Source organism: Devosia sp. ZW T5_3 (assembly GCF_044987315.1).
GTDB lineage: Bacteria > Pseudomonadota > Alphaproteobacteria > Rhizobiales > Devosiaceae > Devosia.
In genome coordinates this window covers 88591-114643 of record NZ_JBJDRE010000005.1, presented here as the reverse complement: position 1 = coordinate 114643, position 26053 = coordinate 88591, and the positions used below count along the sequence as shown (strand labels likewise).

The window sequence follows — 26053 nt, the reverse complement described above, 5'->3', positions numbered from 1 at the left end:
TCGGTGCTTACCGCAGCCATCCCTTCGGACTGGGATGCAGCTCCATCTGCCCATCCTTGGTCGCGGCATCGATCTGCGCGATCTCGTCCGCGCTCAGCTCCAGATTGTTGAGCACGCCGAGATTGTCCTTGAGCTGATCGAGCGTGCGCACGCCCACCAGTGCCGAGGTCATTTCCTTGCGCCGCAGCGCCCAGCTCAGGGCCAGTTGCACCATGGACTGGCCCCGCGCCCGGGCAATGGCGCCCAACTTGTCCACTGCCTCCAGCACGCGCGGCTCGACGTGGCTGGCGCGCAGCGTCGTATTGCTCGATGCCGCCCGGGTGCCTTCCTTGGCGCCGGTATTATACTTGCCGCTCAGCACGCCCTGCGCCAGCGGCGAAAAGGCGATGATGCCGATGCCAAGCTCGCCACAGGCGTCGATCGTGTGGTCATTCTCGATCCAGCGATTGAGCACGGAATAGCTGGGTTGATGGATGGTGGTGGCCACGCCCATTTCCTTCAAAATCCGATGCGCCTCGCGCGTTTCGGCCTCGGGATAGCTCGAAATCCCGACATAGAGCGCCTTGCCCTGCCGCACCACCTGGGCCAGCGCGCCCATGGTTTCCTCGAGCGGGGTATTGGGATCGTAGCGGTGGGAATAAAAGATATCGACATAGTCGAGCCCCATGCGCTTGAGGCTCTGGTCCAGGCTTGCGATCAGATATTTGCGGCTGCCGAATTCGCCATAGGGACCGGGCCACATATTGTAACCGGCCTTGGTCGAGATGATCAGCTCATCCCGATAGGGCCGGAAATCGCGCGCCATGACCTGGCCGAACAGCTCTTCGGACGAGCCGGCGGGCGGGCCGTAATTATTGGCCAGGTCGAAATGGGTAATACCCGCATCGAACGCATGGCCCAGGATTTCCATGGCACCGGGATAGTCCCGCGTGCCGCCGAAATTCTGCCATAGGCCCAGGCTGATGACCGGCAGCTTGAGCCCCGAGCGGCCCGAATGGCGATATTGCATGCTGTCATAGCGTGCCGGATCGGCCCGATAGGTCATGACGTCCTCCTGAGAATTTGCGATTGCCCCATGCGTGACGGGCGGCGCGACGAGTGGTATGAGCGGGGCCATGTGCCCGCCCGATAATACGCCCATGCCCAGTCTGCCCCAAGCCAATCAGCCATACAAGGTGATGGCGATCTATAAATTCGCCGACCTGCCGGACTGCGCCGAATTGCAGCCCAGGCTCGCCAAATTCTGCTGCGGGCTCGGCATCAAGGGCACCCTGATCCTGGCGCCCGAGGGCATTAACGGCACCGTGGCGGGGACTGTGGACGCCATTGACGCGCTGGACAGCTATCTCTCGGACGGCCCCGATTTTGTCACCCGCCTCGCCGGCGCCGAGATCAAGTTCTCGACTGCCGCCACCATGCCCTTCCTGCGCATGAAAGTGCGCCTCAAGCCCGAAATCGTCACCCTGCGCGCGCCCGAAGCCAATCCGGCCAAGGCCGTGGGCACCTATGTCGAGCCGGAAGACTGGAATGGCCTGATCGAGCGCAATGACGTGGTGCTGGTCGATACCCGCAATGATTACGAAGTGGGCCTGGGCACGTTCCAGCGCGCGCTCGACCCCGCCACCAAGAGCTTCACCGAGTTCAAGGACTATGTCGAAACCCATCTCGATCCGGCGCGCGACAAGAAGGTCGCCATGTTCTGCACCGGCGGCATTCGCTGCGAGAAGGCATCCTCGTATCTGCTGAGCAAGGGTTTTGAGGAAGTGTTCCACCTCAAGGGCGGGATTCTGAAATATCTCGAAACCGTGCCCGAGGATCAAAGCCGCTTTGCCGGCGAATGCTTCGTCTTCGACGAGCGTGTCTCGGTCGGTCATGGCCTGGTCGAAGGCGACGCCACATTGTGCCGGGCCTGCCGGCATCCGCTGACCGCAGCCGACCGCGCCGATCCAAAATATCGGGAAGGTATTGCCTGCCCCCATTGCAGCGATGACCTGGCAAAGCATGCCGCTGCCGCCGAACGGCAAAAACAGATGGACCTTGCCCGCCAGCGCGGCGGCGCCCATCTGGGTGACGATGCCGCCCAAGCCGCCGCCCGCGCCCGGGCCCGCAAACGCGCAGAAGCGGAAGCCTCGCGCGAGCGCAACAAGGCGGGTTGAGCCCGCTTCCCCATCGTAAAATGCAATGCTAGGCTGAAAATTACTCGCAATACCTCCAGCCGCATAAGCATTCCCGATGGACCTCGACCAGCTTCGCACTTTTGATCGCATCGTTCGCGACCAGAGTTTTACCAAAGCCGCCGCGTATCTCCACATCACCCAGGCCACCGCCTCGATGCGCATCCGCGCCCTCGAGCAGCTATTGGGCGTCACCCTGTTTCAGCGCGGCCGCACCGTGACGCTGACCGATCAGGGCATGACCTTCCTGCCCTTTGCCCGCCGCATTATCGGCACCGCGCAAGAAGGCCGCGAGGCGTTGCGCCGGGTCGAGCGCGGCCGCATTGCCATTGCCTCGCTACGGAGTCTGGTTTCCCCGCTGATCACCGAGGCATTGCTGCGTTTTCAGCAGAAATATCCCAGTGTCGATGTGGTGGTGCATGAGGGCAGGCAGGCCCAGATCGCCGCCATGCTGCACGAGCGGGACGCTGAAATGGGCATATTGTGCTGGCCCAATATCGATCCGCTGATCGTGGATCTGGTGCCGCTGGTCATCATGCGCGAACGCGTGCCGCTGGTGGTGGCGCCCGAAATCGCCGCACGGCTGCCCGCTCAATTCAGCATTGAGGATGTGCTGGCCTTGGTGCCCCGCGTCATCTCGCTGCGCTGGTGGCAGGCCGAGCCCGAGACGGCGGCCGCTTTGGTGCGCCTGGCCAAAACCAGTGTCGAACTCCCCACCGGCCCGGCGAGACGCCTCGCCATCAAGGGTGAGGGCGTGGGCTTTTTCGTCAGCTCGGCCGTGGCCGACGATATCGAGGCGGGCCGGCTGGTCGAAATCGCCCCGCCCGATTTTGAGCCGCTGCATCGCGACACCGCCATGGTGGTCCGCTCGCTCGCCGCGCTCGATCGCGACATGCTGGCCGATTTCATCGCCGAAATCGCGCTGGAATGCGCCAAAGTGGGCGTCATCCTCGACAACCGGCTGGCCACACTGAGCAACAAGGTCGCCTAGGACCAGAACCGCAGCAGCGCCGCACGCCAATCCGCGGTCGCGTCCAGATTAGCGCAATGCCCGCCATAGGGCAGGTCCACAATGGTGAGATTGTCCCGCGCGCCGATGCGCGCCAGGGCCGGCCTGAGCGCAAGATTGACTGCCCGGTCGCGCCCGCCGACCAGAACCAGCATTGGTCCGGCAAACCCCGTTACGGCATGGGTCAGATCATAGCGGCTGATACTGGCGGCGATTGTCGCAATTGTCTGCGGGTCGATGGCTTCGGCCATAGCGGCAATGACCTTGCGGGCCGACTTGTCGCCAGTCGTGGACCAGGCCGTCAGCGCTGCCAGACGTCGCGGACCAAGCAGAAAGTGGATCGGCGGCAGGACCCGCCCCAGCGCCTGCGGCAGGTTCAGCGAAAAGGCCGTGCCGAACATGGCAAGCGTTTTAAACCGCTCCGGCACCCGCGCTACCAGATCGAGCGCCACGATGCCGCCCAGCGAATTGCCCACCCAATGGAGCGGCCCGAGTTGGGCGTGATCCAGCATGGCGACCAGATCATCGGCCAGCGTCGGGATGGCAAAACTCCGGCTATTGCGCGTGGCCGGAACGCCCGATTGCCCATGGCCGCGCAAATCGGGCACCAGCACGCGAAAGCCTTGCGCCGCAAAGAATTCGGCATCGGCAGCAAATTGCAGCCCGCTCGCCGCCAGCCCATGGCAGAGCACCAGGGGCTGGCCATGCGCTGGGCCATGCAGGCGATAGGCCAGCGGCGTGCCGTCCGCAGCGCTCAGAGTTCGAACAGAGATCAGCCTTCTCCTGCGCCGGGTTCAGCCCAGCCGGAACCTGTCACGCCCCGGCAAAGCCGGCAAGTCAGGCATTGCCGATCAAAATACCCGCCGCAAACACCAGCGAGCCGCCCAGCACGACCTGCATGACGGCGCGCCAGAACGGGGTCTGCATATAGCGGTTCTGGATGAAGGCGATGGCCCAGAGTTCGATCAGCACGATGACGATGGCCAGCGCGGTGGCCGTGAAGAAATCGTGGATCAGATAGGGCAAAGCATGCCCCAGCCCGCCGATGGCCGTCATGATGCCGGCGGCCAGCCCGCGCTTAACGGGCGAACCGCGCCCCGTCAGCTTGCCATCGTCGGAGGCCGCTTCGGTAAAGCCCATGGAAATGCCGGCGCCGATGGCCGCGGCCAAACCCACCAGAAAAGTCTGATGCGTGTCCCCGGTGGCAAAGGCGGCGGCAAAAACCGGCGCCAGCGTCGAAACCGAGCCATCCATCAAGCCGGCCAGACCCGGCTGCACATAAGTCAGCACGAATTGGCGATGGTTCTCGCTTTTTTCGACATCGCGCCCCTCGGCGCCCAACACCGCCTCGTCGATCCGGTCGGCGGCATCGGCATGGCGGCGTTCCTGCGCGGCCAGATCACCGAGCAGCTTGCGCGTACCGGCATCGCTGACCTGCTTGGCCGCCTCCATGTAAAAGCGATAGGCGCCCTCTTCCATCTCCCAGACCTGCTGGCGCACGGCCTCGAGCGTGAGGTTTTTCAGCAGCCAGATCGGCTTGCGATTGATGAAGCCGCGCACATGCTCGCGCCGGATCGGCACCAGCCTTTTGCCGAAGCGCTCGACATAAAGATCGAGTAGGCGGCGGCGATGTTCGTCCTCCTCGGCCGCCATGCCCTCGAACAGAGCCGCCGAACCGGGATAGGTCGGCGCCAGCCGCGTGGCGAATTCGGAATAGATGCTGCCATCCTCTTCTTCCGCCGCAATTGCCAGAGCCAGGATTTCGCGTTCGGAAAGGCTGGAAAAAGAGCGGCGGGCATCGGGCAGCAGAGAAAACATAACGCGTCTCGTTTAGAATGGTTCTAAACATGGTCTAGAACCATTCTAAACTGATGACAAGCCTTTGCGCCCTATTGCAGCATTGATTGCTGGGCGAAAATCGCCGCCATGGCCCCGCTGGAAGAGGCCAATGTCACGCTGGCCATAGGATTGGCGAGGTCGCCGGCAGCATAGATGCCTTCCATTGATGTCTGGCGCCGATCATCGACCTTGAGGAAGATCCCAAGCGGCGCATCGACCGTTTCCAGCCCCAGAGCAGCATGCAGACTGGCAGAGGGTTGATTGCGCGGATGCGCGAACAGCACATCGACCGATGCCGTGCGGCCGGTATCGAGATGGATCGCGCTCAAACGGCCATTGTCATGCGCGATGCTTGCCAGTCTGCCATCGATCACCGGCACATTGCGCCGCGCCAAACCCGCCCGCGCCTCGGCATCCAGTTCATGCCCATCGGCGAAGAGGGTCAACTTGTCGGTCCAGTCGCCAAACAGCGAGATGGCATGCAGGCTATGCGGCCCGGAATAGACCAGGCCCCAATGCTGGCCGGCCACTTCAAACCCATCACAATAGGGGCATGGCACGATCGACTTGCCCCAGCATTCGGCAAAACCGGGAATGGCCGGCATCTGGTCGGCCATTCCATAGGTCAGCAGCAGGCGCCTCGCCTTGAGCGTTTCGCCATCGTCGGTGCGGACGGCAAAATCATCCACCGCACCGCTGACACTATCAGCCCGGGCATTGACTAGCCGCACCGTTGGATAGCGCTCCAGCTGCTGGCGGGCGGCCGCCAGGATATCGGCGGGCGGTTTGTGGTCGTGGCCGAGCAGGCCGTGGGAATGGCTGGCAAAGCGATTGCGCGGCAGGCCAGTGTCAAGCACGGTGACCTTGCGCCGCGCCCGCCCGAGTTGGAGAGCCCCGGCCAGGCCGGCAAAGCTGCCGCCGATGATGATGACGTCATCCATGATGATCTCCACAAGATAGGCAGGGGTGCGACGTCGAACGCGCACGTTTCATGTAACTTTATTTGTTACATTAAGCCTGCGGAGTCAAGGTCGGTTCCGTCGCTGGCGATTTGCGGCTAGGATCGCGCCAGTTTCCGCTGGAGTAGTCCATGAAGATCCCACTCGCCGCATTGCTGCTGCTCGTCGCCACATCGGCAGCCTTCGGTTTCGACAGCAGGACGCAGGGGATCATCGACCAGTACAAGCCCGGCAAGCTGATCCGCCTTGCCGATGTGGCTCACCTGATGGCTGCCAGCGAGCGCTGGTGCTATCTCGATCAGGACGGCACCTGCTCATGGTCCGATATCTATCTCGATGTGGGCAAGAGCGGCGCCGAGTTCGAAATAGGCAACGCCTGGAACGAGGATGTCGACATCGCCTTCACCGATCGCGGTGAGTTTCGCGACGGCTATATCTGCGAAACCGGCACCGATTGGGTGCCCAATATGCGCGCCACCAGACGTTCGGACGGCAGCGTGATCGGCGGCCGCGACCTGGCAAAACTCAAGGCCGAAATAGCCGACCTGCGCTCAGAGGACAGCCAGGATTGCTTTGACTACGTCTACCTTTCCGCCGATGCAGAAAACCAGACGATCACGCTAACCCAGCGTCAATACATCAACGACGTACACGAAACCGGCAAGGACACCGAGGTGACGGTCCATTTCGACGCTGTTGCAGCGCAAGCACTGACCTATCGCTGGTAAGATCGAACGGTTAACTCTGCGCACCAAGAGCCGGACCGTTTCGTTGATCAAGCAGGACATGAATTTGCCAAGACTGACCGTCGCGTTTCTTGCCTGGGCCATGCTTCTGGCCGGCCTGACGCTGCCGACCTTCGCCCCTGAGATTTCCAACACCGCGATCCTGGTGCTGATGGGCCTTGCGCTGCTACATCTGATCTGGGTGCCCGAGCGCAGGCAATTGCTGCGTCAGCCGGCGGGCTGGATGCCGTTGCTGGCCGGCCTGCTCTTGTTCATTGCCTTCAGCCTGACGGCTAAGTCACCGCTGCACGTCGCCGCATTCCTGGCCCTGGTCCACCTTTACATGGTCGTACCAATGGCCGGCTTGCTGACCCGGCTGGGCGATGCATTGACTCTCGATCGCATCGGGTTATTTGCTCTTGCCGGGACGGCCGGCGGCGCTATCGCTGCGGCCATCGATATTTTCGTGCTCGGATCGGCGCGCGCTGGCCTGGTCAACAATCCCATCCATCTGGCAGCCTTGGGGCTGGCGCTTGGCTTTGTATCCTTGATCGGCATTTGGGGCACAGGCCGGCTGCGCGCCATATTCCTGCTTGGCCCTATACTCGGCATCGTGACGGTCTATCTGACAGGGTCACGTGGGCCCACCGTAGCCGCTGCGCAGATGTTGCTGGTGGCGGCGGCCGCCATCTGCTTTTCCTGGTTGCCGGTACGCACCGCCCGGCGGGCCGTCGGCTCCAGCATTGCAATCCTTGCATGCATTGTCATATTTTTCCTGGTCACCGGGGTGGCTGACGAGCTCACCCCAACCGGCAAGATTTTGTCCTTGCTGCGGACCGGGGTGACCAGTGACACCTCGACCGCCGAGCGGCTCGTAATGTACCAATCGGCCCTCAACGCTTTCCTTGCTTCCCCGCTCACGGGCTACGGCCTGCTCGACTATCCGGCAGCGGCCGCCGCACACGCCCCGCCAGGCGTAACCTTCCCGGTCTATGCCCATCTCCACAATGACATCGCCGATTTCGCTGTGGCCGGCGGATTGTTTGGCCTGCTGGCCTATGGGCTATTCCTGTTCGCGCCGCTCATGGGCGCCTTGCGCGCACGCGGCCCATTGCGCATCCCGCTGCTCTATCTCGGCGGCGTTACCACGATCGGCTATTTTTCCATGGGCATGACCAACGCGGTGATTGGCTTGCGCTGGCAAGATATCGTATTGGCGAGCGTGCTGGCGCTCATCGTGACGCTGTCCACCCGTTCGCAAGGACCTCAAGCATGAGCGCAAGCTCGATCCATATTGCCCTGACCTTCGATGACAATTTCTGGGCGCCAGCCTATGCCACGATGCGATCTGTCTGCCTGTTCACCACGCGTCGTAGCGACCTAGTGTTTCATCTTTGCCATCGCACGTTGACGCCCGCGCATGTCGCAGACCTCAAGACCATTGAAGGCGAGTTCGGCGTTACCCTGGTCTGGCATGATCTGGATGGGTCCGAGCTGTTTCGCGACGTGGCCGCCCGCATGCCGGTCAACAAGCGGCTGAGCAACATCGTCTATGCCCGGCTGATGATCGACAAATTGATCGGCCCCGATGTGGCGCGGGTGCTCTATCTCGATTGCGACATGCTGGTGCGAGACAATATCGAAAAGCTCTATGACGTGGACATGGAAGGCCGCCCCGTCGCGGCGGTCCGCGATTCCATCGGCGCCTTCATCACCGGCGGGCGGGACCTGCGCAACAATCGCGATATCTTTGATCCGGCTTATGCCTATTTCAATGCCGGCATGGTGTTGATCGATGTCGCCAAATGGCGCGAGGCCGATATTATCGGGCGGCTGGAACAGGCGCTCAAGGATGGGGTCATGGCCCGCATCTATTACGACCAGGATTTTCTCAATCTGGTGTTCCAGCGCAATTGGCTGCAATTGCCCTGGCGCTGGAACACGATCGATGCGCGCCACGCCCATGAGGGGCTCGACCCGGCCATCCTTCACTATACCGGCGAAGCCAAGCCGTGGGGCATTTTCTCGGGCATGCTGCAAAGCGTGGCCTTTGCCCGGCTCTATCGGCATGTGATGACCAATGAGCTGTTCTACCGCTTTGCCCGCCATCGCTGGAAGCGCTGGTGGAAGAAGCGACTGGGCCTGGGCAAATAGGCTAGCCGGGCACGATCCCCTCGCGGGCGCAGAGTTCGGCCAAGGCACTACCAGGCTCGGGCAGCGGCATGTCGGCCCGGCCACGGCGCGTCAACTGGCTGCGCCAGATATGGACCGCAAGCGTATCGGGCCCAGTGGCCGCGTCGATACTGGAACCAGGCTGCATCAGGGCCGGAATACCCTCATAGGGAATTGGATAAAGCACGCTACTGGGGCGCACCAGATGCTGCAGCCCGCGCTGGCGCACATAATGGGTCAGTGCGAAGGGCCCCGTCGCGCCATATTGCATGTCTTCGGGGGCGATCTTTTCGCCCAGCAGGCGCCGTGCCGCGACTTCCAGCCGCCGGAATGGGGGCAGATGTGGTTCCAGCAGCGGACGCTTGGTATCGGTAAAAATGGCGAGCAGATCGTCGAGCAGCGGCGCATCGGCCGGAATATGCAGCACCGCGCCATTGACCGAGCCGGGACGCTCATAGGCCATAAGATAATCAGGCGGCCCTTCAATGGGGCGCACGCAATAGACGTCGAGATCCGCATAGACCCCGCGCCCCTGCCGCAGCAGGCTCATGCGGAAATAATCCGAAAACACGCCAGGCGTGCCCTTGCCCTTGTAGAAAACCAGCTTATCGCGCGGCAGCACTTCGGCGGCGTCCATCGCCACCGCGCCCTCGGGCAGGCCGGGCACGGGGTCGAAGGAATAGACCTCGACGCGATGACCGTGGCGGCGGAACGAGGCGATGGACAGCGCTTCGAGCCAACTCATCGGGCCGTGCCAGAAGCTGACAATGGTGGGCAGGCTCATTGCTTGGGTTCCGGGCCGAACACATCGGCGAAGGTCTTGATCATCAATGGGTCCCGCACATGCAGCTTGGGGTCGAATACGATCTTTTCGGTGCGATCCCAATACCAGGAATGCGATATGCCGATGAAGTGGTAGCCGTAAAAGCGATCCGAGGAACCCGCTAGATTAAGCCAGCCCTTGACCTGGTGGGTCCAGGGCTGCGCGCGCCAGCTGGCAAAGAATGCCCTACCCGGCGCCAGCGCCCATTTCTTGCCGCGGTCGCGGGCGGCGATCCCCTTCTTGCGGATGACGAACTGGCGATGGCGCGGCGGCCCGCCCTCCTCGCGGGCATTGAGCACCCAGACCCGGTTGAAGCGCAGCAACCCGAACGGCGAGCGTTCGACCGCCTTGAACACCGACTTGCGGAACGGGGACATCACCAGCTCGTCCACATCGACATTGAGGATGGACCGTGCCTGCATGGCATATTTACGGAAGAACTGCGTGTATTTGGGTGGCTGGGCAAACATGCCCCAATGCCCACCGAATTTGTGTCCTTCAAACACGTCATGCATCGAGCCGAATGGATAGGGCCAGGGAATGACGAGGAATTTTTCCAGTCCCTTTACACCGGCCAAGGCCGCCCGCAATTGCTCTAGATTGTACTCGGTGGAGCCATTGTCATAGACCACCGCGGCGGTCGCACCATGCTCGCCGACATAGAACCGTGCCCAGTCCGCGATCCAGGCGAGCGCATTGTCCTTGTTGATGGTGAAGATTACCCGATCACCCTTCAGCGCGGCGCTGCGATTGGGCTGGATGGGTATTTCGAAGCGCTCATCGCCAAAGCTAAAGGCAAGATGAGTGTCGCCTGGCGGCAGGGTGACGCGCAGAATTTCGGCCTGCACACCGTGATGGATTTTTGGCTTGGCGGTGCGGCCGGAGGGGCGACCCTCGATGGTCATGGCATCGATCAACGGCTCCAGATTGAGCGCCATAGGCCCAATTAGGTAGACATGCCGCCCGGTGTGATCGCGAAATACATCGTAAAACACCGCGCGATCATCGAAGCGCTCATAAAAGCTTTGGGGCCGCTCCAGCTCGGGGCCCAGCGGCAGGCGCCGGAGCGATCCTGCTTCGGACAGCAGGACTGGGGAGGACGCGGCAATGGTCGCGTCGGATTGCGCAATGTCGATAGCCATGCCGTGCCATAACCCACCACAAGCGGCTAGGCTAGCGGGTACCCGTCTAGTGCTGCTGGCTGGCCAGCCAGTTGGCGTCGGGTTCGATGGGGGTGATGATGTCGAGCAACACCCCATTGGGGTCCGCAGCGATGAAATGGCGCTGGCCGAAAACTTCATCGCGCAGCGGTTGCGCGATGGCCACGCGGGCCGTAAGCAGGCGCTCATATTCTGCCCCCGCGTCTTCGACTTCAAAGCTCAGGATCAAGCCCGTTGTCGGCATGCGGCCGATTTCGGGGATGGTTTGGTGATCATAGGCGATGACGGCAAGCTCGATATGCTCCTTGGCAGTGGAGCGCATATGCACATACCAGTCGCTGTCGAAGACCGGGGCGAAGCCGAGATGGGTCCGGTAGAAAGCCGCAGTCGCCGCAACGTCTTCGACCTGGAGAAGCGGATAGGCATTGAGCATTTTCATGATGAACATCCTTGCATGGGACGAATTTTACGTGCAATCTGTCTGTAATATCACCTAACATACAGGCTGTACGTATGCAAGAGCGCCGAAGCCAGGCTGAGCGACGCAGCGGAACCCGTGCCGCCTTAGTCAGCGCGGCCCGCTCTCTCTTTGCCCAAAACGGCTATGCCGGGACGGGTACGCCCGAAATCGTGCAGGCGGCAGGGGTGACGCGCGGCGCGCTCTATCATCACTTTGCCGACAAGGCGGCTTTGTTTGCCACCGTGGTGGAGGAAGAGCACATGCTGCTGGCCATGGCGATTAATGCCGCCACCGAGGGCGAGGACGAACCGGGGCCAGTCAAGGCGCTGATCGCGGGCGGGGATGCGTTTCTCGATGCCATGCAGGACAAGGGAAGGCGGCGCATCCTGCTGGTGGATGCGCCGGCCGTGCTCGGCCGGGCTGCGGTGGACGAGATCGATGGCCGCCATGGCCTGCGTACCCTAGTCGAGGGCGTGACGGCGGCCATGGAGGCCAAGGCGATCCGCGAATTACCCGCCCTGCCGCTGGCGCATCTGCTCAACGCCCTGTTCGATCGGGCGGCGCTGGCTCCGCCCGAAGAGGTCAACGATTATCGCAAGGCCATCAAGGCCTTGATCCGCGGGCTCAAGATTTAGCGCGTTCCAGGCTCTCGACGCGGCCGGCCAATTGCTGCATTGCTGCGATCAGCGGCGCGATAAAAGCGTCATAGCGCAGGCCCTCCTCGCTTTCGGCATCGGCAGGGTCAGCCTTCACATGGCCGGCAAAATCCGCGCAGCCGGCAGCCTCGAGCGCCGATTTCACCTGCTGGGCCAACAGACCATAATGGGTGCGGCGGCCCGGTCGTGCGGCGCCGTCTTCCACGCCGCCGGCAATCCAGCGATATTTCACCGGCTGCAGCGACAGGATGAAATCGAGGCCCAGATCGCTGGGCGCAATATCGGTTTTCTGCCGCGCGTCCGACGTCTGGATGGCGCCCGTTGCCGACCAGACCGAGGCCCAGCGCGCGCCGCTGGCGCCCAGCGTCACCGCATTGTCGGCGGCAGGGCGCACGGACGCGGCAAAGCTGGCGGCGCCGCTGGCCGCATCAATGGTCAGCGCATTGATCCAGCTCGAGCCATCGGCGCTGACCTTGAGCCGCCATTGATCGTCCCCGGCCAGCCCCATTTCGGCGCGACCCGACCAATTGCTCTGGAACAGCAGGCTTGCCGTATCGCCAGCAGAAGCCTTGTTCAGCTTGAGCTGGTGGCCATTGCCGGCATGGTTGAGCAAGGTCGCTGGGCTGGAAACCGCCAGCCGGTTGGTCGCATCGGCTGAAGCGTTGATGCCCAATTGGGGCAGGCCCGAGCCAAGCGAGGCCAGCGGCACCCAGGCCCCAGCGTCAAACACCAGGATAGTGCGGTCCGCCCGGACATAGACCTGCCAGCCGGCCGCCGGATCGTAGAATATCCAGGCCCCGGACTGGAATGCGGCGATTTCATTGGCATGGCCGGCCCAGACCCCCGTCGCGGCGGCGGGCACGATATAAGCCTCCCCCGCCAGTGGGCTCGCGGGCGGGGTCGCCAATGTGCGGCTTTCGACAATGGGCTGCACCAGCGCATCGAGCGCCTGGATCGCCTCATTATGCGTCACGTGTTTCTGGGCCTGCTGCGGCATGATGAGCGGCAATGACAGGCGCGGGCTTTGATCCATGAGAAAACTCCTTTGCCGGCCAGTCTAGGCCGGCCAGCAAAGGCGGGGATAAGCCGCACAGATCGGCCGAGCGTTAGGCCGCAGCCAGCGGCGCCGGCCGTCGCATTGTGGTCACCACGAAGGTCACGATAAACGTCGCTGACATCAGCAGCACGATGGTCGGCGCCGGCGCCGAGTCGATGAAGAAGCTGGCATAGATGCCCACCAGCGACGACACCACCGACACCGTCACCGCAATCAGCATCATCGGCGCGAAGCGCTTACTGATGAGATAGGCGATGGCGCCGGGCGCCACCAGCAGTGCGATGACCAGCACGATGCCGACCGCCGTCAGCGCCGCCACGATGGTCAGGGACAGCAGCGCAAGCAGCCCATAATGCAGCACGCGGACAGGCAGGCCGATGGCGCCGGCCTGTTGCGGATCGAAGGTGAACAGCAGCAGGTCGCGCCATTTGGCCAGCACGATCGCCGTCACCACCAGCGCGATAAGACCGGTCTGGATCAGGTCGCCGGTGCTGACGCCGAGGATGTCGCCGAACAGGATATGGTCGAGATGCACATCGGTCTGGATCGAGGTGTAAAGCACGATGCCCAGGCCAAACAGGCCCGAAAACACCACGCCCATCACGGTGTCTTCCTTGATGCGGCTGTTTTCCTTGAGATACCCCACCGAGAGCGCGCAGCCCATGCCGGCGGCAAAGGCGCCGATGCCGAGCGGCAGGCCCACAATATAGGCCAGCACCACGCCGGGCAGCACGGCATGGGAGATGGCGTCGCCCATCAGCGACCAGCCCTTGAGCACCAAAAAGCAGGAGAGCAGAGCGGTGGGGATGGCGACCATGACGGCAATCGCCATGGCCGAGGTCATGAAGGGAAAGTGGAACGGCCAGAGCGCGTAGACGAGGAACTCGTTCATTTGGCGATTTCCTCGGCGGTACGGCGCTTGGCGGCCAGGAGCCCGTGCTTGGGCGCAAAGAAGAAGGCGAGGAGGAACACCCCGGTCTGCAGCACAACGATGACACCGCCCGTCGCCCCATCGAGGAAGAAGGAGATATAGGCGCCGAAGAGGCTCGACAAAGTCCCCACCGCCACCGCGATCAGGATCAGCCGCGGAAAGCGGTCGGTGAGCAGATAGGCCGTCGCGCCTGGCGTCACCACCATGGCGATGACGAGGAATGCCCCCACAGTCTGCATGGCCGCGACGGTACAGGCAGCCAGAAGGGTGAAAAAGATCACCCGCAGCACCGGCGGATTGAGCCCGATGGTGCGGGCATGGCTTTCATCGAAAAAGGTGACCATCAGGTCCTTCCAGATCACCAGCATGATGGCCAGCGTCACGACAGAAATGATCACCAGTTGCAGCGTATCCTCGGGCGTCACCGCCAGGATATTGCCCATGACGATGGTCTGGATATTGACCGCCGTGGGCGACAGCGAAATCATGAACAGGCCGAGGCCGAAAAACGCGGTGAAGATCAGCCCGATCACCGCATCTTCCTTGAGCTTGGTGCGCTGAGTGAGGAACAGCATGGCCCCGGCCGCCAGCCCGCCGGAAAAGAAGGCGCCCAGCGAAAAGGGCAGGCCCAGCATATAGGCGCCGGCCACGCCCGGAACGATGGAATGGCTCAGCGCATCGCCGATCAGCGACCAGCCCTTGAGCATGAGATAGGCCGAGAGGAAGGCGCAGACGCCGCCGACCAGGGCCGAAACCCAGATGGCGTTGATCATGTAGTGGTAGTTGAAGGGCAGCAGCAGGGTTTCGATCATTTTTCGACCGGGTCCGACTGCCGGGTTTTCATCTTGCCCTCTTCGCCATACATGACGAGCGGGCGTTCATCATCGGTCAGCACCGAGATATGGCGCGGATCGTCGTCATCATGCAGGTCCGAGCCGGCCAGCACGAAGTGGCGCAAAGCGCCGCCAAAGGTGATTTCGAGCCATTCGCGGGTAAACACTTCCGATGTCGGGCCGGAGGCCAGAACCGTGCCCTTGACCAGCACCGTGCGGTCACAGAATTCGGGGACCGAGCCCAGATTGTGGGTCGAGACCAGCATGACCTTGCCCTCGTCGCGCAGCGCGCGCAGCAGGGCGACGATGGCATCCTCGGTCTTGACGTCAACGCCGGTAAACGGCTCGTCGAGCAGGATGACCTCGCTTTGCTGGGCCAGGGCCCGGGCGAGGAAAACGCGCTTTTTCTGCCCGCCGGACAGTTCGCCAATCTGGCGGTGGCGGAATTCGAGCAGGTTCACCCGCTCCAAGGCCTCGGTCACCATCTGGTGGTCGATGGCGCGGGGGCGGCGCAGGACGTTCATGTGGCCATAGCGGCCCATCATCACCACGTCCTCGACCAGCACCGGGAAATTCCAGTCGACATCTTCGGATTGCGGCACATAGGCGACCAGATTGCGCTTGAGGGCCTGCCCGCCCGGCACGCCCAGAATTTCGACCGACCCGGCGGCCAGCGGCACAAAGCCCATAATGGCCTTGAACAGGGTGGATTTGCCCGAACCATTGACGCCCACCAGCGCGGTGATCGAGCCGCGCGGGATGGAGAAGCTGGCATGCTTTATCGCGGTCGTCCCGTTGCGGTAAGCGACGGTGATGTCGCTGACCGCTAGGCCCGGTTGCTGGGCGGCATTCATGGCTCGAGGCCCTTTACAATGGTGGAGGTGGTGACTTTAAGCAGGTCGATATAGGTCGGCACCGGGCCATCGGCTTCCGAGAGCGAATCCACATAGAGCACGCCGCCATATTTTATGCCGGTTTCACGCGCCACCTGTTCGGCAGGCTTGGACGAGATGGTGGATTCCGAAAAAATCGCCGGCACGTCGTTGGTGCGGACTTCATCGATTACATGGCGCACCTGCTGTGGCGTGCCCTGCTGGTCGGCATTGATCGGCCAGAGGTAGAGTTCCTTGAGCCCGAAATCGCGCGCCAGATAGCTGAAGGCGCCTTCCGATGTCGCCAGCCACCGCCGCTCCTCGGGGATGGCCGCGAGAGCCACGCGGATCGGCTCGACCGTCGCGGTGATCTCCGCCGAATAGGCGGCGGCATTGGCATTATAGGTCGTGGCATTGGCCGGGTCGGCCGCAACGAACGCCTGGCGGATGTTCTCGACATAGATCAGCCCATTGGTGGGCGACATCCAGGCATGGGGGTTTGGCTTGCCCGCATAGGGTCCCTCGCCGATGCCCATCGGATCGACGCCCTCGGTCACCACCACATTGGGCACATCGCCCAGATTGGCGAGGAATTGGGCGAACCATTGTTCCAGGTTCAGCCCGTTCCACAGGATCAGGTCGGCATCCTGGGCCGCAATCAGATCGCCGGGGGTCGGCTGGTAATTATGAATCTCGGCGCCGGGCTTGGTGATCGACACGACATCTGCCGCGTCACCGGCAACGTTGCGCGCCATATCGGCGATGATGGTGAACGTAGTGACGGCCTTGAGACGATCCTGAGCGGAAGCCGGCAGCGAGGCGAGGACAAAAGCGGACACAGCAAGCACACAAAACAAGCGACGACGCATCGGGCACTCCAGAACAGGACGTCCGATCAATAGTGCAATTGCAAATCATTCGCAACAAAGAAATGCGACCGACCCACGCCATTCGAAGGCGAACGGCTTAACCTGAGAACTGGCAGACACTACGATACCGGCGCCGCTCCGATCTGTTGCATAAGACCCAAGAGGTCCGGCTGCCCGCGCTCCTCGACGATCTTGCCATTGGTAACGCGGTAAAAATTTACCGCCTGGACGGCGATCGATCGCCCGGTGGCGGGGATTCCGAAAAAATCGCCCTGGTGCGTTCCCCGCATGGTGAAGCGCGCTGCGATCCGCATATCGCCGGCTCCCAGCTCTTCGGCAATTGTCTCTTCCAGCGCCCATTGGATGTCGGGGAAACCGCTGCGCATCATCCCGATGATGCCAAGATAGCCGCCAAGGCCCTGCATGGGCTCGCGCTGGTTCGGGACGTGGAAGATTGCCTCACTGGCGATCAGCGCATTGCCGAGCGTCTCGTCGGCCGTGTTGATGAACTCGACGAAGCGCCGCATGAATGCGTCGGCAATGGCAGACATGATATCTCCGTTAAAAATCGTTGGCGCGGTCGGCCGCCCGCACGCCAGGCGTTTCGTCCCAAGCTCGGGTCACCGCGAACGCGTGCTAAGTGGTCAGGACAACGATCTTTCCGGCCGCCTGGTTTTGCTCCATCCAGCGATGGGCCACGACGATCTCGCTGAGCCGAGCGCTGGGGCCAAGCGGCACTTTCAGCTTGCCGGCCGCAATGTCAGCCAGAATGCTGTCGAGCGGCATTTCCATGAACTCCGGCACGCCGCCCGAATAGGTGGTCAGGCGCACATAATTGGGAATGACATCCATGGGCGCAAAATTGTCGAAGGCCCAGCGGTCGCCGACCATGCCGGCCATGCAGACGACACCGCCCGGACGGGTGCAGAGGAGGGAATCAGCCAGGGTGCCTGTGCCCACCAATTCGAGGACCTTATCGACTTTTTCGATGCTGGCGCCCAGATGCCCATCATCCACGACAGCCTCGTTGGCGCCGTGCTCAAGCAGAAGAGCCGTACGCGTTGCCTGGCGCGTCGTGCTCAGCACACAGGCGCCGTGGTTGCGAGCAAGGCCCGCCGCGGCAAGTCCGACCGAAGTCGAGCCGCCTCGAATGAGCAAGCGTTCACCGGGCTGCAGGTCGAGTGCCTTGAACACCGAACCCCAGGCGGTCTGGAACATTTCGGGGACGGCTCCGATAATTTCCCAAGGCAGCTCGGATGAGAATTTTCGAATCTGGTTGGCCGGCACGCAGGTGAATTCGGCATAGCCGCCATCGAACTGCCGGCCCATGCCGCCCATCACGGTGGCAATCGTATCGCCGACCGCAAATTCGCCACCAGGGGCGTGCTCGACGACCCCCACGGCCTCGATGCCCAAAACACGTGGGAACTGAACGTCCGGGGAATGTCCCTGGCGAGTGAACAGCTCGGATCGGTTGAGCCCGAAGGCCTTTACCTTGATCAGAACCTGGCCGGGCTTGGGCACCGGAACCGGGATGGTCTCAATGTGGAGCACTTCTGGGCCGCCGGGGCCCCGCATCACGGCTGCTTGCATCATCGACATTGGGCTACCTGCCTGCGTTCAGGCACGTCAGGACCAGCGCGGGTGCCATTTGCGTTGAAAGAGCGCCGAGCAGCCCCCGCATGACAGCTTTGGAGTTCAGCGCAGCGAACACCGCAGCTGCGGGCATCAATCTCTTGTACATCATCGGCACCTCTTGCGAGGCCCAGACATAGCGCGCTGCCTTTTGGTTCGGTATTGGGCTATAAGTTGGTTCAATCGTGCATGGAAGTTTGGAATGCAGGAGCTGGCCGAACTGGAAACCTTTGTTGCGACGGCGCGGCTGGGCAGTTTCGCTGCGGCAGCACAGCAACTCGGCATCTCTGCCACTATGGTCGGCCGCCGTATCCAGAACCTTGAAGACCGCTACGGCGCTCGCTTGCTCGAGCGGACGACGCGGGTTCATAAGCTGACAATGTTCGGCACGCAGTTTCTGCAGCAATCGATCCGCATTCTCGATGAGCTTGCGGTCCTTGATGAATTGTCCAGTCCAGCTGCCGCGCTCAAGGGGAGCCTGCGCATCTCGGCCCCCACCACGCTGGGCGTTACGACACTGGGACCGGCGATATCAGAATTTGCCAAGGCCCATCCGGCACTGTCGGTGGAATTGTCGCTGTCGAACCGGCGGGTAGATCTTGTCGCCGAGGGCTATGATCTGGCGATCCGCGTCGGCGATCTTCCCTCGTCCACGCTGGTGAGCCGGCGCATCGGCACCTATCGCCTCATCTGCTGCGCCGCACCATCGTGGCTGGCCCTGCATGGGCGACCGGCTGCGCCCATGGATCTGGCCAAGGGCGGCTGCATCGTGAACAGCAATTTCAACCCGCCCGATGTCTGGCACTTCACCGGTGCCAAGGGCGAGGCGATTGCCGCCAGGATTTCGGGCGCCTTGCAGCTGGATAGCGACGAAGCACAGCGGATCATTGCACGGCAGGGCGGCGGCATCGCCTACCTGCCGGCAGATCTGGTGCGGCCGGACCTGCAGGATGGCAGCCTGGTCCAGTTGCTAGAGGATTTCGGCACGGATTCCATGCCCATCCATGCGATCTACCCGTCGCGCCGGCTGCTACCAAGGCGCGTTGGCGCAGCGATCGATGCAATCGCCACAGCGCTCAGCCGCAGCGATTTTGCGATCTCCCGGCGATGACTCACGAGCACGCCTCGGAGTCCGATTGGGGTCTGGTGTGAGGACTGAACCCACTTCAGGTACCTGCTGCCGAATTGGCCGCGCGGCTTGCCGGCATCGCCCCAGTGCCGCGGGAACACCGACATAGCCTTGAGCGCCCGAACGCATTAATGAAGGCGCGCGGGGGCACGCGGTCTTCGCCAAATGCAGGGAATGCCATGTCTGTCCAGAGCCAGGCCAAGCGCCTTACCACGCGCGATATACGGGCCAAGAAGCGCAGCGGCGAGAATCTCGCCATGCTCACCGCCTATGATTATGTGACCGCGGCCCTGCTCGACCAGGCGGGAATCGATATCCTGCTGGTCGGCGACAGCCTGGGTAATGTGGTGCTGGGACATGAAACCACCCTGCCCGTCACGCTGGACGACATGATCCGCCATGCGGCCGCCGTGCAGCGCGGCACCAATCACGCGCTGGTGGTGTGCGACCTGCCCTTCGGCACCGCCACCGATCCCGACACCGCCCTGCGCAATGCGGTCGCCCTGTTGCAGCAGACGGGGGTCCAGGCCGTCAAGATCGAGGGCGGGGCAGCAGCCGCACCGATCGTTTCCCGCCTGGTCGGACAAGGCATTGCCGTCATGGCCCATATCGGGCTGACGCCGCAATCGGTGCATCAATTGGGTGGCTATTACCGCCATGGCAAGCAGGAGGAAGAGGCGCGCGAGCTGATCGCATCGGCCAAGGCGCTGCAGGCGGCGGGGGCCTTTGCCATCGTGCTGGAATTCCTCGTGCCCGAACTGGCGGCCGAGATTACCCAGCTGCTGGACATTCCCACCATCGGCATCGGCTCGGGTGCCGATTGCGCCGGGCAGGTGCTGGTGATCAATGACCTGATCGGGCTGAGCGTCACCCCGCCGCCGGGCTTTGCCAAGCCAAAAGCCGATGTGGCCGCGATTGTCCGCGCCGCCGCCACTGCCTATATCGCAGAGGTCAAAACTCCAAAGGACCCCTCCCTTGGCCAGTAACATCCTCATTGCCGTCACCGGCAGCATTTCGGCCTATAAAATGGCCGATGTCGTCTCCGCCCTCACCAAGCAGGGCCATCAGGTGCAATGCATCCTGAGCGCCAGCGCGCAGCAGTTCATCACCCCGCTGGTGCTCGAAACGCTGAGCGGGCGGCCGGTCAAATCGGACCTGTTCGGCGCCGATATTTCGGGCACCGAGCATATCGACCTGGCGCGCTGGGCCGATGTTTTCATCGTGGCGCCCGCGACCGCCAATGTGCTGGCCAAGCTGGCGCTGGGCCTGGCCGATGACCTGCTGACCACGGTGGCTCTTGCCACCAAGGCACCCATGCTGATCGCCCCGGCCATGAACACGGTGATGTGGGAGCATCCCGCCACCCAGGCGCATCTGCAAACCTTGCAGCAGCGCGGCGTTGGGCTGGTCGATCCGGCTGCCGGAACGCTGGCTTGCGGCGAAGTGGGGATCGGCAAACTGGCGCCCATTCCCGCCATTGTCGCGGCTATCGAAGCGGCCCTGGTCCAGCCCGCCACCGATCTGGCCGGCACCACGGTGCTGATCACCGCCGGCCCCACCACCAGCCCGATCGACGCGGTGCGCTATATTACCAATCACTCCACCGGCCGCATGGGTGCGGCGATGGCCGAAGAAGCGCTGCGGCGCGGCGCTTCGGTGCGCTATGTGCTGGGTGTCGACAAGGGCGTGGTGCGCCCGGTTCCGCCCAAAGACAGCGCCGGCCGCCTCACTCTGGTCGAGGTACAGACCGCCGAGGAGATGGCGCAGGCCGCGCTGGGTTTCCTGCCCGAGGTCAACGGCGTGATCGCCACCGCCGCCGTGCTGGATTATCGCGTGGCCGCCCCCTCGGCCAATAAGCTCAAACGCGCCAGCGAAGCCGTGGCGCTTGATATGGTGCCGTCGGTGGACGTGCTGGGCGCCTTGAAGGACGCCGCTACCAGCCAGTGGTTTTTAGGCTTTGCCGCCGAAACCGATAATGTCGAAGCCAATGGCCGCAAGAAGCTCGACGGCAAGAAACTCGATTTCCTGTTTGCCAATCCCGTCGCCCGCAGCGGGGAAACCAGCGCCACCGGATTTTCCGTGCCCACTAATGGCGGCACCCTGTTCCGCGCCGGGGGCGAGGCGCTCACCCTGCCGGTGATGAACAAGACCGAGCTCGCCAAACGCCTTTGGGACCTGATTGCATGATCACTATATTGCGCACCATCGCCGAGGTCCGGGCCTGGCGCGACAGCCTGCCCGGCACGGAGAAACTGGGCTTCGTGCCTACTATGGGGGCGCTGCATGCCGGCCATATCAGCCTGATGGCGCTGGCACGCCGCCATGCCGACCGCACCATTGCCAGCATTTTCGTCAACCCGCTGCAATTCGGGCCCAATGAGGATCTGAGCAAATATCCCCGCCCCATCGAGCAGGATCTCGCTCTACTCGAGGCGGCGGGCGTCGACGCGGTGTTCCTGCCGCCGGTGCATGAGCTTTATCCGCCTGATGCTTCCACCTTCGTCACCGAGGACAGCGTGTCGAGCCATCTCTGCGGCGCGGTGCGGCCCGGCCATTTCCGGGGTGTCACCACGGTGGTGCTCAAGCTCTTCAATATCGTGGCGCCGGATCTGGCCGTGTTCGGCCAGAAGGACGCCCAGCAATGCGTCGTGATCGAGCGCATGGTGCGCGATCTCAACCTGCGCGTGCAGATCCTGCGCGGCCCCATTGTGCGCGAGGCCGATGGCCTGGCCCTGAGTTCGCGCAATATCTATCTCGAACCTGCCGACCGCCTGGCCGCCCCGGCGATTTTCAGGAGCCTTGAGGCAGCCCGCAAGGCCTTCGAAGGCGGCGAGCGCAACGCGGCCACGCTCGCCGCCATCGGCCGGGCAAGCCTTGCCACCGAGCCGCGCATCTCCCCGCAATATTGGGAAGTGCGGCACCCCCAGAGCCTTGAACCCATCACCACGATCGGCCCCGAAGGCGCCCTCCTTGCCGTCGCCGCGCATCTGGGCAATACGCGGCTCATCGACAATCTGTTGCTGGGCTAGCGGCGAGCCGCCATCAGCGCGTCGACGCGATCTCGTAGATGCGTTCGATATCGTCCAGCGCCAGATGGGCCGCCAGGATCCCGCCAGCGGTTGCCCAGACGGTGTCGGACACGCCATAGACATGGCCGGCCTTGGCCACGGCCAGGTTCTGCCAGAGCGGATCGCTCAGCCAGTTCTGTTCTTCCTCGAGCGCCAGCCCGTCGCCGGTCTCGTAGGAGAAATACAGCAACCGGTCGCCATCGAGTTCGGGAATGCGTTCCTTGGTGATCGGCTCGGCCAGGCCGGGCTTGTCCTGGGCCTGCGGCCGTCCGAAGCCAATGTCGCGCAGGATCGAGCCCGAGAAACTGTCATTGTCATAGGCATAATTCTGCCCGGCGATGAAGCGCACCAGCCCCACCTTTTCGGAGCGGCGCTCGCCCAGGGCCGCCTGGATGGCGGTTACCCGGCGCTGATAATCGGCCAGCGCCACTTCGGCTTCCGCGGTCTTGCCGGCGGCCTCGGCATAGACCGCCAGATTTTCCCGCCATTGGCCGGTAATGTTCTCGACAAACACCGTGGGGGCGATGGCCGAAAGCTGGTCGTAGATCTTTTCGTGCCGCTTCTTGTTGCCGATGATCAGGTCGGGCTGCAGTGCGGCGATGGTTTCCATGTCCGGCGCCAGTTCCTCCCCGACCAGCGTCGTATCGGCCAATTGGGCCGCCACATGGTCGAACCATGGATTGGCATTGGCCGAACGCACCGCGCCGACCGGCACGATGCCCAGCGCCAGCAGGTCTTCGGTCGCCTCATTGGTGAGGGCAACGATGCGCAGCGGCGCGTCGGGCACGGTAGTGGTGCCCATGATGTGGGTGACATCGCGGCCAAAGGCTGTGGGCGCGAGCAGGGTCAGCATGGCCGGGATGGCCAGAAGCGAAAACAGGCGGCGAGTGATCATCTTTGGTCCATAAAAATGACAATAGAAGTCATGTTTGGACATCAATCCTGCGCCGCCGATGAAGTCAAGCCGTCTCGCGCCGCCGCAGCCGCCGCATGATCGGCACCATGGCCAGCCCGCCCAAAGCCGGCACCACGGCCAGCGCCAGCCAGGGGATGGCCGCCGCCGGCGAGGGCACGAGCGATAGATCCAGTATCGGCCCCAGCAGCACATTGCCCACCAGCACGGCGAGCCCACCCATTGAGGCCAGCGCACCGTAATAAATGCCGGTTGGCCGGCCCTTGGCGAAGCGGGGGATAATGTCCATGGCGATGGGCTTGACGATCATCTGCCCCAGGATCAGCAGCATAACCATGGCGATGGCCGGCAGCAGCCGCAGCATGCCGGGCGGCGCCGGCAGCGGGGCGCACAAAGCAGTGACGCCAAAGGCCAGAGCCATCAGCAGAAACCCGGTGGAGAGGCTCGCCGTCCAGCTGATCTTTTGCGCCAGCCGCGCAATCGGCATTTGCAGCACCACGATCATCACCGAGGCGATCATGAACAGCGGCGCCAGATCCCTGTCATTGCCGCCGGCCCGGGTCACCTCGACCGGCAGGGCAAAATAGAGCTGGTTATAGCTAAACAGAAAGCCCGCATGGGCCAGCGTGAAAGCGAGAAACAGCCGGTCGGTAAATGCATGCCACCAGACGCCGTCCTGCTTGGGCACCGCCAATGTATCCGCCCGCGGCAGATAGAGATGCAGCACGATATAGGCCAAAAGGAACACACCAGCCCCGGCAAAAGCCATGGCCTGAAAGCCAATGCCCAGCAGCAAGGCTCCCAGCAACGGCCCGACCACCGCGCCCAATTCGCCCCACACCGCCAGCCGCGCAAAAAACTGCACCCGCGTGCCCTTGCCATGGCGCGTCGCTTCCTCGCCCACCTGGGCGGCCAGGGTCGATATGGCGGGCGAAAACAGCGAACCGGCCAGCCCCGTCAGGCAAGCGCCGATCAGCACGGTCACGAAATTGCCGCTCAGGCCCAGGGTGACAAAACCCACCACCCGCAGCATGCAGCCGAGCAGGATCAGTCGCCGGGCACCGAGCCTGTCGGCAAAGCCACCGCCGATGACGTAAAGCCCCTGCTGGGAAAAGGTCCGCAGCCCGAGCACCAGCCCGATGGCGGCGCTTTCGAGCCGCAGGTCGTCGCGCATGAAGGCCGCCAGAAACGGCACCACCATGTAGAATCCGACCATGAAGATGAACTGGTTGGACAGCAGCAGAAAAGGGGCAATGGGCACGCGGCTACCGGGCTGGGCGGATCACTATCGCCCAGCCATGGCCGATTGCCGGCGCGCGAACAAGGCCAATTGCGTCAGGCCGGGCTGGCTTTTGCGCCCTCGCCGTCCAGGTCGTCATCATCCGGGCCACCAGCATAGGCCGCCGACAGCTGGCGGTAATATTTCGAGCGTAGCGCCAATATAGTCACCACCACGCCCACCATGCCGGCCAGCGTAAAGACCAGCGCAATGCCGCGCGCCGGCCCGGTGCCGAACCAGCCGCCAATGGCATCGGCGCCCGCGCCATCGGTCATGAATGGAATAACGACGAATTGGGTCAGCGGGCCGATCAGGAAAGCGGTCAGCGGCGAGGCCGATTGTTCGACCGATTGGGCAAAGCCGAAAACCCGGCCTTGTCGTTCGAGCGGCACCACCTTTTGCAGCGTGGTATGTTCGGCGGCCTCGGCATAGGGGCCCAGCAGCATCCAGATGAAACAGCCGCCCGCCAAAAGCCAGATCGAGGGCTGGATGGTGAAGACGCAGCACACCGACCAGGTGATCAGATTGACCAGCAGCAGCGTGCGCAGCGGATTCCTGCCCAGCCCGGTTCTGGCGATGATGATGCCGCTCAGGATGAAGGCCGTCGACAGCACGCCGAACAGCAGGCCCCAGACCTGCACCGACACCAGCGACAGGCCATAGGCGTCGAGCAGCGCCATGAATATGCCGCCCAGGAAATTGTTGAAGGTGGCAAAAAAGATCAGTGCGAACAGGCCCGGCACGGCGGCGATTACCGCGATCGTGCCCTTGATATCGACCCGCTTGGGCTCGACCGGTTCGCCCGGCACGGCTTCCACGCGCCCCTCGTCGATCCGCACCGGAAACAGATGGGCGAAGGTCAATAGCGTCAAGACCAGCGCCAGCGCCAGCGTCGCCACCATGCCGCCCCAGGCCACGAGGAACCCGCTGATCACCGAGGTGGTCAGAAAGCCGATGCCGGTGACCATGCCGACCAGCCCATTGGCCTTGTCGCGGCGGTCCTCGGGAATAAGGATGGTGACCAGGGTGGGCAATGCGATGGAGCGGATATTGCCGGCAATGACGCCGAGCATGACCAGGAGCACCAGGATCCAGAGCTGGGGACCATAGGGATTGGTGAAGGCCTCGGCTGGCGAGAGCAGCAACAGGGCCAGCGACACGGCATAGAAAGCCGCCGACACCACGCTCGAGCCCAGCATGGCGAGCTTTTTGGGATTGTGATCGACAATGCTGCCCAGCCAGAAGCCGAACCCGGCGGTGAACACCAGATAGACGCCGGCAATCATGCCGGTGGCGAACACCGATTGGGTCTCGATATAGACCCAGAAGGTCAGCGCGAACCACACGGTGAAGTTGGTGATGTTGGCAATCAGATTATTGCCCAGCAGATGATAAAACGGGGTCATCGGCGCCTCTCCTTGCCGGCGCGGCAGGCTAGGACGGCGCAGCGCGATGCTCAACCCCATTTACCCGCGCTCGTAACAAGAGCG

At 63.0% G+C, this 26053-nt stretch carries 27 protein-coding genes; 10 read left to right on the top strand and 17 right to left on the bottom strand.

From position 1 onward, the window contains the following. Positions 1-7 precede the first annotated feature (7 nt). Positions 8-1045, bottom strand: coding sequence for an aldo/keto reductase (locus ACI3KW_RS08050; protein WP_404847643.1), 1038 nt, complete (start codon positions 1043-1045; stop codon positions 8-10). Positions 1046-1115: 70 nt separating this feature from the next. Here ACI3KW_RS08050 and ACI3KW_RS08045 point away from each other — a divergent pair, with 70 nt between their 5' ends. Further along, the gene (locus ACI3KW_RS08045) at positions 1116-2156 is read left to right on the top strand and encodes a rhodanese-related sulfurtransferase (protein WP_404847642.1); all 1041 of its coding nucleotides are present in this window, start codon (positions 1116-1118) and stop codon (positions 2154-2156) included. Between the two features lie 76 nt (positions 2157-2232). Beyond that, entirely contained in the window at positions 2233-3165 is a 933-nt protein-coding gene (locus ACI3KW_RS08040; protein WP_404847641.1) for a LysR family transcriptional regulator, read from the top strand. Here ACI3KW_RS08040 and ACI3KW_RS08035 read toward each other — a convergent pair. From ACI3KW_RS08035 to ACI3KW_RS08025, 3 genes are all read right to left on the bottom strand, one after another. Continuing rightward, a complete protein-coding gene (locus tag ACI3KW_RS08035) occupies positions 3162-3875 on the bottom strand; it encodes an alpha/beta fold hydrolase (RefSeq protein ID WP_404847640.1) in 714 nt (237 codons plus the stop codon). The genes ACI3KW_RS08040 and ACI3KW_RS08035 overlap by 4 nt on opposite strands. A gap of 145 nt (positions 3876-4020) precedes the next feature. Next, positions 4021-5001, bottom strand: coding sequence for an iron exporter MbfA (gene mbfA / locus ACI3KW_RS08030; RefSeq protein ID WP_404847639.1), 981 nt, complete (start codon positions 4999-5001; stop codon positions 4021-4023). Between the two features lie 71 nt (positions 5002-5072). Beyond that, a complete protein-coding gene (locus tag ACI3KW_RS08025; protein ID WP_404847638.1) occupies positions 5073-5963 on the bottom strand; it encodes an NAD(P)/FAD-dependent oxidoreductase in 891 nt (296 codons plus the stop codon). A 149-nt stretch (positions 5964-6112) separates the two neighbouring features. Here ACI3KW_RS08025 and ACI3KW_RS08020 point away from each other — a divergent pair, with 149 nt between their 5' ends. The 3 genes from ACI3KW_RS08020 to ACI3KW_RS08010 are packed head-to-tail and all read left to right on the top strand — an operon-like array spanning position 6113 to position 8860. Further along, positions 6113-6709: a hypothetical protein gene (locus tag ACI3KW_RS08020; protein WP_404847637.1), complete on the top strand. Its 597-nt coding sequence runs from the start codon at positions 6113-6115 to the stop codon at positions 6707-6709. A 58-nt stretch (positions 6710-6767) separates the two neighbouring features. Next, complete coding sequence (locus ACI3KW_RS08015) at positions 6768-7982, top strand: O-antigen ligase family protein (protein ID WP_404847636.1); 1215 nt, start codon at positions 6768-6770, stop codon at positions 7980-7982. Beyond that, positions 7979-8860, top strand: a complete 882-nt coding sequence (locus tag ACI3KW_RS08010) for a glycosyltransferase family 8 protein (protein ID WP_404847635.1) — start codon at positions 7979-7981, stop codon at positions 8858-8860. The genes ACI3KW_RS08015 and ACI3KW_RS08010 overlap by 4 nt, the downstream gene beginning before the upstream one ends. Before the next feature lies 1 nt (position 8861). Here ACI3KW_RS08010 and ACI3KW_RS08005 read toward each other — a convergent pair whose 3' ends face one another. From ACI3KW_RS08005 to ACI3KW_RS07995, 3 genes are read right to left on the bottom strand one after another with little or no spacing between them, the layout of a single operon-like run. After that, positions 8862-9662 carry a hypothetical protein gene (locus tag ACI3KW_RS08005; RefSeq protein WP_404847634.1) on the bottom strand — a complete coding sequence of 267 codons (801 nt, stop codon included), beginning with the start codon at positions 9660-9662 and terminating at the stop codon, positions 8862-8864. Continuing rightward, complete coding sequence (locus tag ACI3KW_RS08000; protein ID WP_404847633.1) at positions 9659-10843, bottom strand: hypothetical protein; 1185 nt, start codon at positions 10841-10843, stop codon at positions 9659-9661. Before ACI3KW_RS08000 ends, ACI3KW_RS08005 begins: the two co-directional genes overlap by 4 nt. A gap of 46 nt (positions 10844-10889) precedes the next feature. Continuing rightward, positions 10890-11300 (bottom strand): VOC family protein, encoded by a 411-nt coding sequence (locus ACI3KW_RS07995; protein ID WP_404847632.1) that lies wholly within the window; start codon positions 11298-11300, stop codon positions 10890-10892. A gap of 74 nt (positions 11301-11374) precedes the next feature. Between ACI3KW_RS07995 and ACI3KW_RS07990 the strand changes: the two genes are divergently transcribed. After that, on the top strand, positions 11375-11956 hold the full coding sequence (locus tag ACI3KW_RS07990) for a TetR/AcrR family transcriptional regulator (RefSeq protein ID WP_404847631.1): 582 nt from the start codon (positions 11375-11377) through the stop codon (positions 11954-11956). Here ACI3KW_RS07990 and ACI3KW_RS07985 read toward each other — a convergent pair. The 7 genes from ACI3KW_RS07985 to ACI3KW_RS07955 all read right to left on the bottom strand — a co-directional run bounded on the left by ACI3KW_RS07985 (position 11946) and on the right by ACI3KW_RS07955 (position 18135). After that, the gene (locus ACI3KW_RS07985; RefSeq protein ID WP_404847630.1) at positions 11946-13010 is read right to left on the bottom strand and encodes a DUF2793 domain-containing protein; all 1065 of its coding nucleotides are present in this window, start codon (positions 13008-13010) and stop codon (positions 11946-11948) included. The genes ACI3KW_RS07990 and ACI3KW_RS07985 overlap by 11 nt on opposite strands. A 73-nt stretch (positions 13011-13083) precedes the next feature. Next, positions 13084-13926, bottom strand: coding sequence for a metal ABC transporter permease (locus ACI3KW_RS07980; protein WP_404847629.1), 843 nt, complete (start codon positions 13924-13926; stop codon positions 13084-13086). Next, positions 13923-14777 carry a metal ABC transporter permease gene (locus ACI3KW_RS07975; RefSeq protein ID WP_262170434.1) on the bottom strand — a complete coding sequence of 285 codons (855 nt, stop codon included), beginning with the start codon at positions 14775-14777 and terminating at the stop codon, positions 13923-13925. Before ACI3KW_RS07975 ends, ACI3KW_RS07980 begins: the two co-directional genes overlap by 4 nt. Continuing rightward, positions 14774-15652, bottom strand: a complete 879-nt coding sequence (locus ACI3KW_RS07970; RefSeq protein ID WP_404847628.1) for a manganese/iron ABC transporter ATP-binding protein — start codon at positions 15650-15652, stop codon at positions 14774-14776. Before ACI3KW_RS07970 ends, ACI3KW_RS07975 begins: the two co-directional genes overlap by 4 nt. Further along, on the bottom strand, positions 15649-16539 hold the full coding sequence (locus tag ACI3KW_RS07965) for a metal ABC transporter substrate-binding protein (RefSeq protein ID WP_404847627.1): 891 nt from the start codon (positions 16537-16539) through the stop codon (positions 15649-15651). The genes ACI3KW_RS07970 and ACI3KW_RS07965 overlap by 4 nt, the downstream gene beginning before the upstream one ends. A 119-nt stretch (positions 16540-16658) precedes the next feature. Next, positions 16659-17090 (bottom strand): ester cyclase, encoded by a 432-nt coding sequence (locus ACI3KW_RS07960; protein WP_404847626.1) that lies wholly within the window; start codon positions 17088-17090, stop codon positions 16659-16661. An 85-nt stretch (positions 17091-17175) separates the two neighbouring features. Continuing rightward, entirely contained in the window at positions 17176-18135 is a 960-nt protein-coding gene (locus ACI3KW_RS07955; protein ID WP_404847625.1) for a zinc-binding alcohol dehydrogenase family protein, read from the bottom strand. Positions 18136-18376: 241 nt separating this feature from the next. Between ACI3KW_RS07955 and ACI3KW_RS07950 the strand changes: the two genes are divergently transcribed. The 4 genes from ACI3KW_RS07950 to panC all read left to right on the top strand — a co-directional run bounded on the left by ACI3KW_RS07950 (position 18377) and on the right by panC (position 22332). After that, positions 18377-19285, top strand: a complete 909-nt coding sequence (locus tag ACI3KW_RS07950; protein WP_404847624.1) for a LysR substrate-binding domain-containing protein — start codon at positions 18377-18379, stop codon at positions 19283-19285. Positions 19286-19482: 197 nt separating this feature from the next. After that, positions 19483-20289 (top strand): 3-methyl-2-oxobutanoate hydroxymethyltransferase, encoded by an 807-nt coding sequence (panB, locus tag ACI3KW_RS07945; RefSeq protein ID WP_404847623.1) that lies wholly within the window; start codon positions 19483-19485, stop codon positions 20287-20289. Further along, positions 20279-21490, top strand: coding sequence for a bifunctional phosphopantothenoylcysteine decarboxylase/phosphopantothenate--cysteine ligase CoaBC (coaBC, locus tag ACI3KW_RS07940; RefSeq protein ID WP_404847622.1), 1212 nt, complete (start codon positions 20279-20281; stop codon positions 21488-21490). The genes panB and coaBC overlap by 11 nt, the downstream gene beginning before the upstream one ends. Next, complete coding sequence (gene panC, locus ACI3KW_RS07935; protein ID WP_404847621.1) at positions 21487-22332, top strand: pantoate--beta-alanine ligase; 846 nt, start codon at positions 21487-21489, stop codon at positions 22330-22332. The genes coaBC and panC overlap by 4 nt, the downstream gene beginning before the upstream one ends. Before the next feature lie 13 nt (positions 22333-22345). Here panC and ACI3KW_RS07930 read toward each other — a convergent pair whose 3' ends face one another. The 3 genes from ACI3KW_RS07930 to ACI3KW_RS07920 form a co-directional block, all read right to left on the bottom strand. Then, positions 22346-23266, bottom strand: coding sequence for an ABC transporter substrate-binding protein (locus ACI3KW_RS07930; RefSeq protein WP_404847620.1), 921 nt, complete (start codon positions 23264-23266; stop codon positions 22346-22348). A 64-nt stretch (positions 23267-23330) separates the two neighbouring features. Further along, a complete protein-coding gene (locus ACI3KW_RS07925) occupies positions 23331-24545 on the bottom strand; it encodes an MFS transporter (RefSeq protein WP_404847619.1) in 1215 nt (404 codons plus the stop codon). 74 nt (positions 24546-24619) lie between these two features. Further along, complete coding sequence (locus ACI3KW_RS07920; protein ID WP_404847618.1) at positions 24620-25969, bottom strand: MFS transporter; 1350 nt, start codon at positions 25967-25969, stop codon at positions 24620-24622. Positions 25970-26053: the final 84 nt, after the last annotated feature.

What these genes read in the sequence shown, in the direction of transcription:
- ACI3KW_RS08025 (WP_404847638.1), bottom strand. Translation starts at nt 5,963, where the DNA reads ATGGATGACGTCATCATCATCGGCGGCAGCTTTGCCGGCCTGGCCGGG.
- ACI3KW_RS07960 (WP_404847626.1), bottom strand. Translation starts at nt 17,090, where the DNA reads ATGTCTGCCATTGCCGACGCATTCATGCGGCGCTTCGTCGAGTTCATC.
- panB (WP_404847623.1), top strand. Translation starts at nt 19,483, where the DNA reads ATGTCTGTCCAGAGCCAGGCCAAGCGCCTTACCACGCGCGATATACGG.
- ACI3KW_RS07955 (WP_404847625.1), bottom strand. Translation starts at nt 18,135, where the DNA reads ATGATGCAAGCAGCCGTGATGCGGGGCCCCGGCGGCCCAGAAGTGCTC.
- ACI3KW_RS07985 (WP_404847630.1), bottom strand. Translation starts at nt 13,010, where the DNA reads ATGGATCAAAGCCCGCGCCTGTCATTGCCGCTCATCATGCCGCAGCAG.
- ACI3KW_RS07930 (WP_404847620.1), bottom strand. Translation starts at nt 23,266, where the DNA reads ATGATCACTCGCCGCCTGTTTTCGCTTCTGGCCATCCCGGCCATGCTG.
- ACI3KW_RS08050 (WP_404847643.1), bottom strand. Translation starts at nt 1,045, where the DNA reads ATGACCTATCGGGCCGATCCGGCACGCTATGACAGCATGCAATATCGC.
- ACI3KW_RS08040 (WP_404847641.1), top strand. Translation starts at nt 2,233, where the DNA reads ATGGACCTCGACCAGCTTCGCACTTTTGATCGCATCGTTCGCGACCAG.
- ACI3KW_RS08000 (WP_404847633.1), bottom strand. Translation starts at nt 10,843, where the DNA reads ATGGCTATCGACATTGCGCAATCCGACGCGACCATTGCCGCGTCCTCC.
- ACI3KW_RS07995 (WP_404847632.1), bottom strand. Translation starts at nt 11,300, where the DNA reads ATGAAAATGCTCAATGCCTATCCGCTTCTCCAGGTCGAAGACGTTGCG.
- ACI3KW_RS08005 (WP_404847634.1), bottom strand. Translation starts at nt 9,662, where the DNA reads ATGAGCCTGCCCACCATTGTCAGCTTCTGGCACGGCCCGATGAGTTGG.
- ACI3KW_RS07980 (WP_404847629.1), bottom strand. Translation starts at nt 13,926, where the DNA reads ATGAACGAGTTCCTCGTCTACGCGCTCTGGCCGTTCCACTTTCCCTTC.
- mbfA (WP_404847639.1), bottom strand. Translation starts at nt 5,001, where the DNA reads ATGTTTTCTCTGCTGCCCGATGCCCGCCGCTCTTTTTCCAGCCTTTCC.
- ACI3KW_RS07990 (WP_404847631.1), top strand. Translation starts at nt 11,375, where the DNA reads ATGCAAGAGCGCCGAAGCCAGGCTGAGCGACGCAGCGGAACCCGTGCC.
- panC (WP_404847621.1), top strand. Translation starts at nt 21,487, where the DNA reads ATGATCACTATATTGCGCACCATCGCCGAGGTCCGGGCCTGGCGCGAC.
- ACI3KW_RS07950 (WP_404847624.1), top strand. Translation starts at nt 18,377, where the DNA reads ATGCAGGAGCTGGCCGAACTGGAAACCTTTGTTGCGACGGCGCGGCTG.
- ACI3KW_RS08020 (WP_404847637.1), top strand. Translation starts at nt 6,113, where the DNA reads ATGAAGATCCCACTCGCCGCATTGCTGCTGCTCGTCGCCACATCGGCA.
- ACI3KW_RS07920 (WP_404847618.1), bottom strand. Translation starts at nt 25,969, where the DNA reads ATGACCCCGTTTTATCATCTGCTGGGCAATAATCTGATTGCCAACATC.
- ACI3KW_RS08015 (WP_404847636.1), top strand. Translation starts at nt 6,768, where the DNA reads ATGAATTTGCCAAGACTGACCGTCGCGTTTCTTGCCTGGGCCATGCTT.
- ACI3KW_RS07975 (WP_262170434.1), bottom strand. Translation starts at nt 14,777, where the DNA reads ATGATCGAAACCCTGCTGCTGCCCTTCAACTACCACTACATGATCAAC.
- ACI3KW_RS07970 (WP_404847628.1), bottom strand. Translation starts at nt 15,652, where the DNA reads ATGAATGCCGCCCAGCAACCGGGCCTAGCGGTCAGCGACATCACCGTC.
- ACI3KW_RS08045 (WP_404847642.1), top strand. Translation starts at nt 1,116, where the DNA reads ATGTGCCCGCCCGATAATACGCCCATGCCCAGTCTGCCCCAAGCCAAT.
- ACI3KW_RS08010 (WP_404847635.1), top strand. Translation starts at nt 7,979, where the DNA reads ATGAGCGCAAGCTCGATCCATATTGCCCTGACCTTCGATGACAATTTC.
- ACI3KW_RS07965 (WP_404847627.1), bottom strand. Translation starts at nt 16,539, where the DNA reads ATGCGTCGTCGCTTGTTTTGTGTGCTTGCTGTGTCCGCTTTTGTCCTC.